10 protein-coding genes are annotated in these 14,172 nt (G+C 45.0%); 6 read left to right on the top strand and 4 right to left on the bottom strand.

Annotation, left to right across the window (positions count from 1 at the left end; translation table 11 throughout):
* Positions 1 to 145 precede the first annotated feature (145 nt).
* On the bottom strand, positions 146 to 1,078 hold the full coding sequence (gene prmB, locus ACED41_RS04460) for a 50S ribosomal protein L3 N(5)-glutamine methyltransferase (protein ID WP_017060640.1): 933 nt from the start codon (positions 1,076 to 1,078) through the stop codon (positions 146 to 148).
* Positions 1,079 to 1,140: 62 nt separating this feature from the next.
* Between prmB and smrB the strand changes: the two genes are divergently transcribed.
* Positions 1,141 to 1,671: an endonuclease SmrB gene (gene smrB, locus ACED41_RS04455; protein ID WP_017064096.1), complete on the top strand. Its 531-nt coding sequence runs from the start codon at positions 1,141 to 1,143 to the stop codon at positions 1,669 to 1,671.
* A 111-nt stretch (positions 1,672 to 1,782) separates the two neighbouring features.
* Here the strand turns inward: smrB and sixA are convergent, their stop codons facing one another.
* Complete coding sequence (sixA, locus tag ACED41_RS04450) at positions 1,783 to 2,247, bottom strand: phosphohistidine phosphatase SixA (protein ID WP_017064097.1); 465 nt, start codon at positions 2,245 to 2,247, stop codon at positions 1,783 to 1,785.
* 305 nt (positions 2,248 to 2,552) lie between these two features.
* Between sixA and ACED41_RS04445 the strand changes: the two genes are divergently transcribed.
* Positions 2,553 to 5,330, top strand: coding sequence for an insulinase family protein (locus tag ACED41_RS04445; protein WP_371724542.1), 2,778 nt, complete (start codon positions 2,553 to 2,555; stop codon positions 5,328 to 5,330).
* Between the two features lie 303 nt (positions 5,331 to 5,633).
* Here ACED41_RS04445 and fadJ read toward each other — a convergent pair whose 3' ends face one another.
* Both fadJ and fadI read right to left on the bottom strand, forming a co-directional pair.
* Complete coding sequence (fadJ, locus tag ACED41_RS04440) at positions 5,634 to 7,850, bottom strand: fatty acid oxidation complex subunit alpha FadJ (protein ID WP_102332825.1); 2,217 nt, start codon at positions 7,848 to 7,850, stop codon at positions 5,634 to 5,636.
* The gene (gene fadI, locus ACED41_RS04435) at positions 7,850 to 9,157 is read right to left on the bottom strand and encodes an acetyl-CoA C-acyltransferase FadI (protein WP_017060645.1); all 1,308 of its coding nucleotides are present in this window, start codon (positions 9,155 to 9,157) and stop codon (positions 7,850 to 7,852) included. Before fadI ends, fadJ begins: the two co-directional genes overlap by 1 nt.
* A gap of 552 nt (positions 9,158 to 9,709) precedes the next feature.
* Here fadI and ACED41_RS04430 point away from each other — a divergent pair.
* From ACED41_RS04430 to ACED41_RS04415, 4 genes are all read left to right on the top strand, one after another.
* The gene (locus tag ACED41_RS04430; protein WP_017060646.1) at positions 9,710 to 10,258 is read left to right on the top strand and encodes a sigma-70 family RNA polymerase sigma factor; all 549 of its coding nucleotides are present in this window, start codon (positions 9,710 to 9,712) and stop codon (positions 10,256 to 10,258) included.
* Positions 10,251 to 10,979: a DUF3379 domain-containing protein gene (locus tag ACED41_RS04425; protein WP_017060647.1), complete on the top strand. Its 729-nt coding sequence runs from the start codon at positions 10,251 to 10,253 to the stop codon at positions 10,977 to 10,979. Before ACED41_RS04430 ends, ACED41_RS04425 begins: the two co-directional genes overlap by 8 nt.
* A 297-nt stretch (positions 10,980 to 11,276) precedes the next feature.
* Complete coding sequence (locus tag ACED41_RS04420; protein ID WP_102320197.1) at positions 11,277 to 12,539, top strand: outer membrane protein transport protein; 1,263 nt, start codon at positions 11,277 to 11,279, stop codon at positions 12,537 to 12,539.
* A 296-nt stretch (positions 12,540 to 12,835) separates the two neighbouring features.
* Positions 12,836 to 14,140, top strand: coding sequence for an outer membrane protein transport protein (locus tag ACED41_RS04415; RefSeq protein ID WP_371724541.1), 1,305 nt, complete (start codon positions 12,836 to 12,838; stop codon positions 14,138 to 14,140).
* The last annotated feature ends 32 nt before the right edge of the window (positions 14,141 to 14,172 follow it).

Here is a 14,172-nt window from a genome sequence, read left to right as displayed (position 1 = left end):
CAAACATCTTTAATCTAGGCAATAAAAAACGCCATGCATTGCTGCATGGCGTTTAAATAAAAACGTTTCAAATCGAACGTCTTACTAGATGTCAGGTTCTAAGCTTACAGCCCTAAGATAGGGGCACTAACCTAATAATTGAAACCTAGTCTTTGTAGATAGAGAACTCATCAGCGCAAGCAACAAGCTGCTCACGAGTGATCATGAATACGCCATGACCACCGTTAGAGAATTCAATCCAAGTGAATGGAATCTCTGGGTACTGATCCATCATATGAACCATTGAGTTACCAACTTCACAGATAAGAATACCGTCGTCAGTTAGGTAGTCTGGTGCATTAGCTAAGATGCGACGAACCAATTTCAGACCGTCTGTACCCGCTGCTAGGCCAAGTTCTGGCTCGTGAGTAAACTCATCTGGCAGGCTGTTCATATCTTCTTCGTCCACGTAAGGTGGGTTAGATACGATCAGGTTGTATTTCTCTTTTGGCAAATCACGGAAAAGATCTGAACGGATTGGGAACACTTGCTGCTCCATGCCGTGATCTTGAACGTTCTGCTCTGCAACTTGCAATGCGTCAGTAGAGATATCAATCGCATCTACTTCAGCGTCTGGGAATGCGTGAGCACAAGCAATAGCGATACAACCACTACCCGTACACATATCCATGATGCGAGTTGGCTCTTCAGTTAACCAAGGTTGGAATTGAGCTTCGATCAGCTCACCAATTGGAGAACGAGGCACAAGAACGCGCTCATCAACGAAGAACTCAAGACCACAGAACCAAGCTTTGTTGGTTAGGTAAGCCGTTGGTGTACGATCATTAATACGCTTGATTACGCGCTCAACAATACGTAGACGTTCGCTGCTCGTTAGACGAGAGTTCATCACATGCGAAGGAACATCAATCGGCAGATAAAGAGTAGGTAAGATAAGTTGTACTGCCTCATCCCACGCGTTATCAGTGCCGTGACCATAAAATAGGCCCGCTGCGTTAAAGCGGCTAACAGTCCAACGAATCACATCTTGAAGCGTGTGTAGTTCTGATACCGCTTCTTCTACAAAAATCTTATCCAAAATTGTCTCCGAAAAGCGCTACAATACTGCTAATTACGTTTCTAATTAGAATTCATAACCTGATGAGCAAAAAAGACACCGACTTCGATGACGATTTCGCCCTGTTCAACGATGCAGTAAAGGGCGTTAAAAAGTTGCAACAGGATACCATAGTCCAGCAGCCAAAAAGAAATGCCAAGCAAAAAGAAATTACTCGAACGGCAAGACAAGCCAGTGATAGCGAGTTTTATTTCTCGGATGAGTTCATTCCGCATCTTAGCGAAGACGGTCCGACGCGTTATGCGCGTGATGATGTCTCTAAATATGAGGTCAAGCGCCTCCGTCGTGGTGTCTACGTGCCTGACGTGTATCTCGATATGCATGGTATGACTCAACAAGAAGCCAAACGTGAGCTTGGCGCGATGATTGCGCACTGCGTGAAAGAGAGCGTGGCGTGTGCCTGTGTTCAACACGGTATCGGTAAACACATCCTTAAACAGAAGGTGCCTTTGTGGTTAGCACAGCACCCAGACGTGATGGCTTTCCACCAAGCACCGTTAGAGTTTGGCGGCAATGGCGCGCTGTTAGTCTTGCTTTCGGTTCCTGAGAAGTAATTCTGGTTAACAAACTCTCTCTCACCAAAAAACAACAAAGGGCATCCCAATCATATTGAGATGCCCTTTCTAATTGTCTGCAACTTTGTCATCAAACAGAGCTCAACGAGCTTATGGATTGATGTTCCAAAGCAACTCACCTTTTTGTGTCTCAAGGTTGAAGTCGATACACGCTAGGCCCGAAGTGGGAAACATAGGCGGCGCCATGCCTGTTGCAAACTCTGCAGTTAGGTAGCCAACTAGAGGTAAATGAGAAACAAATAAAATGGTCTCTAGTTTTTCTACTTCAGCCATTGCTAAGGTCAAATCAAACACATCGTCGGACATTCCATAAGGCGTAATATCATCACAGGTTTCTACTTTCTTTCCAGAAAACGCCTGAGAGATCTCTAACCACGTTTCTTGTGCCCTTAAATATGGGCTCACCAGCACTTTATCGAATTGACTAATCCCCTGCTCATTTGCAGCTTGTGCCACGGCAAGAGAAGCCATTTTCCCGCGCTTGGTCAACGCTCTTTCTGCATCCGAGTTGGCAAAATGTTCTGCTTCACCGTGGCGCATAATGAATATTTTCATGTTCAATCCTGTCTTCGTAACATGTCGAAAGTCGATATATCCCATATATCAGCGAAACGCTACTTAGGTTTGGCTCTCAATCCAGAGAAACCGCAGTCAATATAAATAATTATATCAAGTCACTTGCCAAAGAGTTCGACTTTCTTAACAATCTTGTTAAAAGAAAATAAATTACTGATAAAAATCGATAAAAGTGATTTAGAAATCGCCAAAAAGCACTTCATATCCCAAAATATGATCACAAGGTTTGCACGCCGAATCATCGGGTACATAATTTAAAAACCACCTTCTCTGGAGATGCTCCTGTGCACTTAAGCCCAAATGATGAACATCAATACCGCTACATAACCTTAAATAACGGGTTACGTGTACTGTTAGTTCAGGATCAAAATGCTCAAAAAGCAGCAGCCGCATTAGCCGTCAATGTGGGGCATTTTGATGACCCTACAGACCGAGAGGGTTTAGCTCACTACTTAGAGCATATGCTATTTTTGGGAACTGAAAAGTATCCAAAGGTCGGAGAGTTCCAAAGTTTTATCAGCCAGCATGGCGGTAGCAACAACGCTTGGACAGGAACAGAGCACACCTGCTTCTTTTTTGATGTTGAATTGAATGCCTTTGAAACCGCACTCGATCGCTTCAGCCAATTTTTTACCGCTCCCCTTTTCAACGAAGAAGCGTTAGACAAAGAACGCCAAGCCGTTGACTCCGAATACAAGATGAAACTCAACGACGACTCACGACGCTTGTACCAAGTTACCAAAGAACTGGTGAATCACAATCACCCATTCTCGAAGTTTTCTGTCGGTAATATCGATACGTTGGGTGACAGAAACGGCGAGACGATTCGACAAGAGATCTTGGCTTTCCACCAGCAACAATACTCTGCTGACTTGATGACACTGACACTGTCTGGCAATCAGTCGTTAGATGAGATGCAAAGCTGGGTTGAGGATCGCTTTAGCTCAATCACCAATCACAACCTACAAGGCAAAAAGGTTGAAGTTCCGATTGTCGGCGAGTTAAGTACGGGTGTACAAGTCCGCGTTGAGCCGATTAAAGAAGTGCGCAAACTGATCTTAACCTTCCCGATGCCAAGCATGGACGAACACTACGGCGTTAAGCCTTTGTCGTTCTTTGCCCACCTTTTAGGTTACGAAGGTGAAGGCAGTTTGATGATGCAACTCAAAGAGAAAGGCTGGATAACATCTCTCTCTGCAGGTGGTGGCGCGAGTGGCAGTAACTACCGTGATTTCACAGTCAGTTGCTCATTGACCATAGAAGGTTTAACCAAAACCGATAACATCATCCAAGCGATATTTCAGTACATCAAGTTAGTCGAACAACAAGGCATAGAAGAGTGGCGCTACCTAGAAAAACGCGCCGTTTTAGAGTCTGCTTTCCGCTTTCAAGAGCCAGCAAGACCGCTTGATGTCGTCAGCCACCTCGTCATCAACATGCAGCACTACCAAGAGCAAGATGTGGTGTATGGCGATTACAAAATGTCGCATTTCGATGACGAATTACAGCGTGCTTTGCTGCCTTACTTAACCGTCGACAACATGCGGGCAACCATTGTTGCTCAGGGATTCGAGTATGACAGGGAAGCGAAGTGGTACTTTACGCCCTACTCGGTCACACCTTTTAGCGCTGAACAAGTTCAATGCTTTACGTGCATTAACCCCGGTTGGCAGTTTGAACTCCCAAGCAAAAACCCGTTTATTTGCTACGATCTAGACCCGACTGAACTCGAAGGTGACGCTAAGTTCCCACAACTGTTAGAAGAGCTCGATGGCTTTAAGCTATGGCATCTGCAAGACCATCAATTCCGGGTGCCAAAAGGTGTGGTGTATGTTGCTATCGATAGCCCGCACTCAGTTGCTAGCCCAAGAAATATCGTTAAAACACGCTTGTGCGTAGAGATGTTCTTAGACTCACTCGAAAAAGATACGTATCAGGCTGAAATCGCCGGAATGGGCTACAACATGTACACCCATCAGGGCGGTGTAACGCTCACTCTGTCCGGGTTTAGCGAGAAACAGCCACAACTGCTCAATATGATTCTTGAACGTTTCCAAGCACGCGACTTTAGTCCAACACGCTTCGAAACCATCAAGCATCAATTGCTCAGAAACTGGAACAACGCGTCGCAAGATCGCCCTATTTCGCAGTTGTTTAATGCAATGACTGGGATACTTCAACCAAATAACCCGCCTTATTCCGTGTTAATTGAAGCCCTAGAAACGATAGAGGTCGATGAGCTCTCCTCTTTTGTTCAAGCAATCTTGGCGGAACTTCATGTTGAGATGTTTGTGTATGGCGACTGGAAAAAAGCCGATGCACACAAGATGGCTGAAACGCTAAAAGATGCACTGCGTGTTCAAGATCAGGCTTACGAAGAATCACTGCGTCCGCTCATCATGCTCGGTGAAAACGGCAGCTTCCAACGTGAAGTGGTGTGTAACCAAGATGATTCAGCAATTGTGGTTTATTACCAATGCCCTGATATTTCACCTAAAAATATCGCGCTGTATTCATTGGCAAACCATTTGATGTCGGCCACTTTCTTCCATGAGATACGAACCAAGCAGCAGCTAGGTTACATGGTCGGTACTGGCAATATGCCGCTCAACCGACACCCTGGTATTGTGTTGTATGTGCAATCACCGAATGCCGCCCCTGCTGACTTGTTAGCTTCAATAGATGAGTTCCTCAATGCCTTTTACATGGTGCTGTTGGAGCTTAACGACTATCAATGGCACAGCAGTAAGCGCGGTCTCTGGAATCAGATTTCGGCACCAGATACGACTTTGCGAGGGCGAGCTCAGCGCTTATGGGTTGCGATAGGCAATAAGGATGTTAAGTTCAACCAGAGAGAGCGCGTATTAGAAGACCTTAAGGGGTTAACTCGCTCAGACATGATGCGTTTTGTGGTTAGCCAGCTAAAACCACGCACGGCAAATCGCCTGATTATGCATGCTCACGGTAATGCTCATAATGAGGAAGAGAAGCTGTCAGCAGGTGTTGAAATTGGCTCTATTGATGAGTTTCAGTTACGCCCGAAAGATACTGAGCTAGGCTGATAAAGCTGGAATGAAAATCATAAGGTTGATGTGAAAGCATCAACCTTTTTTATTGGATGCAGTCCAAAAGCAGATCTCCTATTACGCTCCTTCGTCGCTTTAGGAGATGACGGTAGTTTTGATTGACGTGTGTTTGACCACCTTTCTAATCAACGCAATAACTTACTTTTTATCTCTCAATCATCATTCCCGAGAAGGAGGAACGACTGAGTCGGGAATCTCATTCCTTTCACACTCGTTCATAAAACAGAAAAGCCCGCATCAATTGCTTGATACGGGCTTCTTAATCAATGAGTTAGAGAGTTACTTGTAGAAAGACTCACCCAATCCAGCACGTGTCAGTAGGCCATCACATGGCGCGAAACGATCACCGTACTTCTTAGCGAAATCGTTCATCATCTCAACCAGTGACTTAATGCCGATTTGATCCATATAACGGAACGGACCACCTAGGAATGGCGGGAAACCGATACCGAAAATCGCACCGATATCACCATCACGAGGGCTGCGGATAATGCCGTCGTCTAGACAACGAACCGCTTCGTTTAGCATAGGTAACACACAGCGCATCGCGATATCGTTATCGCTCAACTTAGGATCTGGTTGCAGCTTAAGCAGCTTGTAAACTGACTTATCCACTTCCTTCTTCTTGCCTTTGTAAGTGTAGAAACCTTTACCACTCTTGCGGCCTTTACGATTGTCATTCAAAAGAATATCGAACACATCAGGACCTTGGAAACGATCGCCAAGCTCATTCACTAAAATCGGAATGATCTTCGCACCGATATCAACACCCACCTCATCTAATAAAGTGATAGGACCAACCGGAAAACCGAAGTCCAATAACGTGCTGTCGAGCTTTTCAATCGGCTCGTTCGCTAGCAGTAAATGCGCTGCTTCGTTCATGTACGGAGCAAGAATACGGTTCACATAAAAACCAGCCGTGTCTTTCACAACAATCGGCGTTTTACCTTGCTTCTTCGCTAATGCAACAACCGTAGAAATCGTCTCTTCTGACGTAGTTTCATGAGGGATAACTTCTACTAGCGGCATTTTTTCGGCTGGGCTGAAGTAGTGAAGACCGACCACGTTTTCTGGTCGCTGCGCCTTCTCCGCAATCTTATGGATCGGCAATGAAGACGTATTCGTCGCGAAAATAGTCTCTGGCTTGGCATTGGCTTCGATGTCCGCAACCATTGACTGCTTAAGGTCGAGGTCTTCAAATACCGCTTCAATCACCACATCGGTGTGATTAAAGCTCGTAAAGTCGATACCACCAGACAGTTGAAGCATCTTACTTTCAAGGCCCGCTCGGCTCAGAATGCGACGCTTACGCTGCTTATCGAACAACTTGAAGTTGTAGTTAAGCGCGTTCAGTACACCTTCATTTGATACGTCTTTAATGCGTACAGGCACTTTCGCCTTAGCAACACTGACATGGCTGATGCCTGCGCCCATAAGACCACCGCCTAGCACACCAACACGCTTAACCGCTTTGGGTTCTGCGTCTGCGCCGTGTTCTTTTTTCATTTCCGTTGTTGCAAAGAAAATCGAACGAAGGGCTTTAGACTCTGAAGTCATAACCAGTTCTGAGAAACGCTTCGCTTCATACTGAAGACCTTTATCAAAGCCGTTCTCAAGGCCATAACGAATCACGTCTAAAATCGCATCCGCTGCTGGGTAATTGCCGCGTGTTTTCTGATTGGTCTTCTTAGAAGCTTGTTCAAAAATCACTTTACGACCAAGGCCGTTACGTGAAATCAGCTTTTCTTTGGTCGACGCTTGGCTTTTCGACGCAAGGCGCTTACCTTTTTTACTGCCCGTATTCTTTTCAACAAAGCTTTTAGCGACTTCAAGCAGGATAGTTTCAGGCACACAAGCATCGACAACACCGAGCGATTTCGCTTTCTTAGCGCGCAGTTGCTTACCCGTAAGGATTAGGTCAAGAGATGGCAACAAACCAATAAGGCGAGGTAGACGCTGTGTACCGCCAGAGCCTGGTAACAGACCTAACTGTACTTCTGGCAGACCAACGCGAGTCTTATCTGAATCGGTACATACACGGTAATCACACGCCAGTGCAAGCTCTAAACCACCACCTAAACATGGGCCGTGAATCGCTGCGACTACTGGGTACGGTAGTTCAGAAAGCGTTTGGAACATCTCCTGCCCTTGGCGAGCCAGAGACTGTGCTTCGTCAGCCGTTTTACACGCATCAAGCATTCTTACATCAGCACCAGCGATAAAGTTATCTGGCTTAAGAGAATGAACGATTAGGCCCTTAACTCGGCTTTGCTTTTCTTTGAGTTGCTCGAAGATGGCTTTCATTTCTTCAGCAAAAGCCGCTTGCAGCGTGTTCATTTTCTCGTTTGGTACATCAATCGCTAACCAAGCAATATCTTGCTCATCGATATTGAGAGTAAATGCTGTCGCTTTCTTTTTGGTTGATTCAGTCGCAGAGGTTGAATCTGGTTGAGCGACTGTTTCTTTTTCTGTTGTTGCATCAAGAGTCGTAGACATTATTCTACCTCCAAGATCATTGCTGCACCTAAACCACCAGCCGCACACGCTGTGTTCAGTGCCAAGCCGCCACCGCGACGTTTCAGTTCACGTAATGTTTGAGTCATCATGCGTGCGCCAGTCGCTGCAAACGGATGTCCGTAAGCAATCGAGCTACCCAGCACGTTGAACTTCTCCATATCAATCTCACCGATCGCTTTATCGCGGCCAAGATTCTTCTGTGCAAACTCATCGCTTGCGAACATTTTCACGTTAGCCAAAACTTGGGCAGCGAATGCTTCGTGCATTTCGATCAGTGTTAGGTCTGACAACTCTAAACCGGTGTTCTTTAATACTTGTGAGGTCGCGTAAGTCGGGCCCATCAGCATATCTGTTTCAACACCAATCGCTGAGAACGCATAACCACGAATATAACCAAGCACTTCTAAGCCTAGTTCTTTCGCTTTACCTTCGCGCATCAACATCACTGCTGCACCGCCATCGGTAAGAGGCGTAGCATTGGCTGCCGTTACACTGCCGTACTTTCTATCAAAAGCAGGACGTAGCTTGGCGTATCCTTCAACCGTTGAGTCGTGGCGAATGTTGTTGTCTTCCGCTAGATACTTTTTGTAAGGTGCCGGGAATGCCGTCATCACTTCGTCTTTAATCTTGCCTTCTTTCCATGCCTGAGAAGCCAAAGAGTGAGAACGGTGAGCAAGTGCATCTTGAGCTTCGCGAGTAATACCATGCGTCTTAGCCATTTGCTCAGCCGTTTGTCCCATGGATAAACCGGTCGAGTATTCAGCAACTGCAGGTGGTACTGGCATCAAATCTTTTACGGAAAGTGTTTTAAGAATCTTCAGCTTTTGACCCATAGTTTTCGTTTTACTCAGCGCTAATAGATTTGCCGCTAACTTTTTCGAAACACCGATAGGCAATACAGAAGAAGAGTCCGCACCGCCCGCAATACCGATATCAATCGTGCCAGCCATAATGCTTTCGGTCACGTTAACTGCCGCTTGGAAGCTGGTCGCACATGCTCGTGTGACACTGTAGGCATCGGTATTGATGTTCATGCCTGTGCCCAACACGATTTCACGCGCAATGTTCGGCGCTTCTGGCATTTGCACTACTTGGCCGAACACAACTTGTTCGATAAGCGCAGGATCGACATCCGTTCTTGCAAGCATTTCACTCACAACCATTTTGCCTAAGTCGACCGCAGGCACTTGGCTAAATTCTGTGCTCTGACGAGCGAATGGGGTTCGTAATCCAGCGACAACGGCAACACGTTCTCCAGAACGCGTTTTGACTTCCTGTTTGCCCATGGTTTCTCCTTAAAGTTAAGAGGTCTGACCTGAAGCATTGTAAAGAAGTTGTTAATTAAATCAAACGAGCGTTTAAATAAACGTGATACGAGTATCTCACTGTTTGAAAATATAACTGCGCATTCAGGCGAACCTTTTTGGGGGAAAGGTTGCCGTAAGAGACTAAACTATTGTAAGCAAAGACTGTTATCGCTGTGTAGGGAATGGTTTTCTTGAGGCAAAAAAAAACCACACAAAGCTGTGTGGTCGGAATGTATATAAAGCAATTAACTTAGCGCCAATTGAAATAATCAGTTTCCTGATTAGGAGAAAGTAAAGTCAGCCTTCAAAAGGAAGTGTCGTCTTGCTCAACATGCTAGCCACGAATGACTAACTAGACGACAAGGTGTACTATAACGGGTTCGAGGCCTTAGATTTTGAAGTAGATCAATTTTAATGTGATTTTACGATTTCCTGCCGATCGTTAGCTCTAAAAATATAAAAACGAAGCACAACGTATAGAGGACAGCTATACGCAGAGCAATTATGGAGGCTCGTGTGTCAATAATAAAAATGTTTGGAAAGAAAACAGCCAAGCGTCCGGTCAACTCTGATATGGACAAACAAAGAAAATACGAAGCACTTGTGCGCGCCTATCATCGTGACCTCTTTCGCTACGCCTATTGGTTATGCAAAGACAAAAGCATTGCCGAAGACTTAGTTCAAGAAACTTGCCTTCGTGCATGGAAGTCACTCGATAGCCTTCAAGATGAAAAAGCCGCCAAATCTTGGCTGATTACCATCTTGAGACGCGAGAACGCTCGACGTTTTGAACGCAAACAGTTTGATCTGGTTGATATCGACGATCACGGTAACGATGCTAGTGTCAGTGATGACCCGCACCATCAGCATCAGTGGTTGCAAGCCCAGATCATGAAACTTGAAATTGATTACCGTGAACCTCTCTTCTTGCAAGTGATTGGTGGTTTTAGTGGTGATGAGATTGCCGATATTCTCGATCTCAACAAAAACACGGTGATGACACGTTTATTCAGAGCTCGAAATCAGTTGAAAGAGCTGTTGGATACAGAAGAGGCAGAGAGGGGGCAACATAATGGATGATTTGGAATTTCGTCGTCGTGTATTGTCGGAACCTAAACAACGTACACAAGATATTGTTGATGCGACCGCGAATAGCGAAGCCAATAGTAACTTCTTAGACGATGTACTAGCGCTTGATAAACAGATCCACTCTGCGATGAATGTGGATGTGCCAGACGATCTTGCTGATCGTATTCTATTCAATCAGACCTCAAGCGAAGAAAGCAAAGTAGTAAGGCCAACGTTTGCGAGACGAGCAATGGCAATGGCCGCCTCAGTAGCATTCGTTGCAGGTTTATTAGTTGGCCAAGTGAATTGGGGAAATGCATTCGTTTCACCTGCGCAAGCTAGTTTAGTTGATACAGCGATGAAGCATGTTGTTGATGAGAAGAGCTTTGTTAGTAGCATCGATGAACAGGTTACATCGCAGCAGATCAACGCAAAAATGAACCCATTTGCTTTTCAGTTTGATGACGCTTTCCCTTACCATGTTTATTACCTAAACCACTGTGGCTTTGGTAAATCCAACGCAGTACATATGGTCTTCCAAGGCGCAAAAGGCAAAGTAACACTGTTTTTAACCGGTATTCCAACAGACAAACCTATCGATTTTGATGAAAAAGGCATGTCCGGCTCGGTAACACCCGTAGATGGCAGCAGCTTAATCCTTGTGGGTGAAAATGGTGAGGATGTTTCCAAAATCGCCGAAAAGCTGACAAAAATGATCAAACCAATGAGCTGATTCGCTCTTAAAGCCCCGTCACAAAAGGCCCAGCAATTATATTACTGATATTGCTGGGCTTTATTTATAAATAAACCACAAAACCATTCACACCACCAATACCTCTAGAGTTAAAACTCTAAAAAACAGCATTTCACACCATTTTCGTGCCAGATAGGCGTCATTTCCATAATTTTCCACTCAAAATTCCCAATGGTCGGATTTGTATATCGTATACTTGCGAATAGGATCAGCCACCATTGAGCAATTGCTCAAATTAATCGCCCTGTAGAGGCGGATATATAAAGGAATAAATGAATGACTACCAACAACACGCGTCTGTTTAAAAAGTCTCTTTTAGCAGTAACAATTACACTGGCGTCTTCGCAAGCGATGGCAGCAGGTTTCCAACTTAACGCACAATCAGCTACCGGTATCGGCCGTGCTTTCGCTGGTGATGCAGTAATCGCAGATAACGCGTCAGTAATGGCACGTAACCCTGCGGCAATGGCACTGTTTGACAAAACTGAACTATCTCTTGGTTTTGAAAGCATCACTTCTATGATTGAAGTCAAGGATGCTACTTACACAGGCTTCATGGGCGGTAATTCTAGCAATGCTGACTATGACGATGCTGGCGATACTTCGATTGCACCAAACATTCATCTAATCGTTCCAGTAAATGATAAATTTGCATGGGGTGTAAATGCTTATTCTAACTTCGGTACAAAAACTGAATTCAGCGATAGCTATGTGGGTGGTGAATACGGCGGCCTAACAGATGTAAAAAGTGTTAACTTTGGTTTAGCTGGTTCATACCGTCTAAACAAACAGTGGAGCTTTGGTGCAGGCCTTGACCTTATTTACGGTAAAGGCGAACTGAAACGAACAATGAGCTCGGAAGTTAATACTCCGCCAATCCCAGGCTTGCCACAAGCAGGTCAAACAGTTCTTGATGCTGAAGCGGATGGTTGGGCTGTGGGCTTTAACCTTGGTACTGTTTTCGAGTTAAATGAAAATAACCGTTTTGGTTTGGCTTACCACTACTCTCCGAAACTTGAAGCTGAAGGCGATATCAGCTACCAAGGCACTGAATATAAAGATGATACCCTTCATATGCCTCTACCTGATATGGTTGAGTTCTCTGGTTTCCACAAGATTGAAGATACTAAATTCGCAGTTCATTACTCAGTGCAATGGATTGGTTGGAGCTCATTTGACAAGCTAGAAGCAGACAAAGCAGGTGTTCTAAACAATTACGAATGGCAGAATGGTATGCACTACTCTCTAGGTGGTACATATTACATGAATCGCGATTGGACACTTCGTGCCGGCTACATGTATGACACAAGTGCACAAGATGAAGTCACTTCAGTTTCAGTTCCAGATTCAGATCGCCAATGGTTCTCAGCTGGTTTCACATACCACATCAACGAAGCGTCAAACGTAGACTTTGGTTTCACATACTTAATGGGCGACGATGTTAAAGTTAATGAATCAACTTCTGTTGTTTCGTCAATTTCAGCAACAACTCGTGCAGATGCAATCCTAATGGGTCTACAGTACAGCCGTAGCTTCTAATAAAAGCTAGGTTATAAACCTCAAAGGGTCGCATAATGCGACCCTTTTTTATTGCCTAAACCACTGACCTACATCAATTTAAGCTTACAACTGTAGCCTGCAAGGTCAATATATGACTACAAGTGTACGCTCAAACTTCGCAACACAGCAGAAACATTTAGATTATTTCTCTAATAATTAAACACATTTACTCATTAAATCCCTAAAACACTGTTTTATTCGAATTTCATTTTTAAAGTAATGACTCTAAACGTAGAATCACGCCACTAAATACTTATGATTCAGCGAACATAATAATGAAAATGAATAAGACTCTTCTATCTGCTGCAGTGGCAGTTGGACTACTTTCGACTTCTACCGTCACTCACGCGGCAGGTTTTCAACTAGCAGAATACTCAGCAACAGGCCTTGGCCGCGCATACGCTGGTGAAGCTGCAATGGCTGACGGCGCAGACGCACAATGGCGTAACCCTGCCATGCTGACTTACCTAGAAGGTACTCAGGTTTCTGTTGGTGCTATCTATGTTGACCCTAACATCGATATCGAGGGTACTTCTACGTCCATGATGGGACAATCTACTTCGTCAAATTCTAGCGATTTTGCGCACAGTGCAGTAATCCCAAACTTTTATGTTTCTCATAAGTACAACGACAAGTTCGCATTAGGCTTTGCTGCTGGCACTAACTACGGTATGGAAACAGACCTAGGTAAAGACTTTGGTGGCGCAAACCACGGTAACGAAGCAAGTGTTACTACGATGGAGCTAAACCTAAACGCGGCTTACCAAGTACTTGAAAGCGTATCTATTGGTGGTGGTATTCGTTACATCATGGCTGAAGGTAGCTTTGGAGCGGTATCTACAGTTAACTCTCTAGTTCCTATGCCTCAAGGTACAGCTTTAAAATACATGGAAGGTGATGACACAGCGTGGGGCTGGCAAGTTGGTACCGCTTGGCAGATCAATGAAAACAACCGCCTTGGTTTTACCTACAAGTCAGAAGTAGACCTAACGCTTGAGGGCCACGCAAATGGTGTCGCTTTTGATGCTGTTGCTGGCGCTTTAGGTACTCCTGTGAAGTCAAAATATAACGGCTCAATGCAACTTGCATTGCCAGCAACCGCCGAGCTTGCAAGCTTCCATCAACTATCAGATAAAGTCGCTGTACATGTGAGCGTTAACTGGACTAATTGGAGTAGCTTTGAAGAACTAGTAGCTGACATCCCTGAATTCGGTCCTGCTCGAACTCAAGATATCAAGCAAGAGAACTGGGAAGACAACTACCGCTTTGCGATCGGTACAACTTACCAAATGACACCTAAGTTAGCTCTGCGCTCTGGTATTGCGTACGACACTTCAGCGGTAAGCGATGAACACCGTACTGCGACGATTCCGGAAACAGACCGCACTTGGTTAAGTATTGGTGCTGGCTACCAATGGTCTGAGCAACTAACACTAGACGCTGGTTTCACTTACATCCTAGCGAAAGACGCAAAAATGGTTGAAGATGACGCAAGTTCTGCGCCATTTGGTGGTGACTTCGAAGGTGAAGTGACTGGTAGCATCTGGTTAGTGGGCATCCAAGCGAACTACCGCTTCTAATCTACCGCCCTAAAAGTAGAAAATATTAAAAA

It is taken from the genome of Vibrio sp. 1F255, assembly GCF_041439145.1.
Lineage (GTDB): Bacteria > Pseudomonadota > Gammaproteobacteria > Enterobacterales > Vibrionaceae > Vibrio > Vibrio crassostreae_C.
Note: the sequence above shows the minus strand (reverse complement) of the source record. Positions and strands in the feature narration are given on the sequence as shown.

Coding starts and splice junctions, on each gene's coding strand:
- smrB (WP_017064096.1), top strand. CDS start 1,141: ATGAGCAAAAAAGACACCGACTTCGATGACGATTTCGCCCTGTTCAAC.
- sixA (WP_017064097.1), bottom strand. CDS start 2,247: ATGAAAATATTCATTATGCGCCACGGTGAAGCAGAACATTTTGCCAAC.
- fadJ (WP_102332825.1), bottom strand. CDS start 7,850: ATGTCTACGACTCTTGATGCAACAACAGAAAAAGAAACAGTCGCTCAA.
- fadI (WP_017060645.1), bottom strand. CDS start 9,157: ATGGGCAAACAGGAAGTCAAAACGCGTTCTGGAGAACGTGTTGCCGTT.
- ACED41_RS04430 (WP_017060646.1), top strand. CDS start 9,710: ATGTTTGGAAAGAAAACAGCCAAGCGTCCGGTCAACTCTGATATGGAC.
- ACED41_RS04425 (WP_017060647.1), top strand. CDS start 10,251: ATGGATGATTTGGAATTTCGTCGTCGTGTATTGTCGGAACCTAAACAA.
- ACED41_RS04420 (WP_102320197.1), top strand. CDS start 11,277: ATGACTACCAACAACACGCGTCTGTTTAAAAAGTCTCTTTTAGCAGTA.
- ACED41_RS04415 (WP_371724541.1), top strand. CDS start 12,836: ATGAAAATGAATAAGACTCTTCTATCTGCTGCAGTGGCAGTTGGACTA.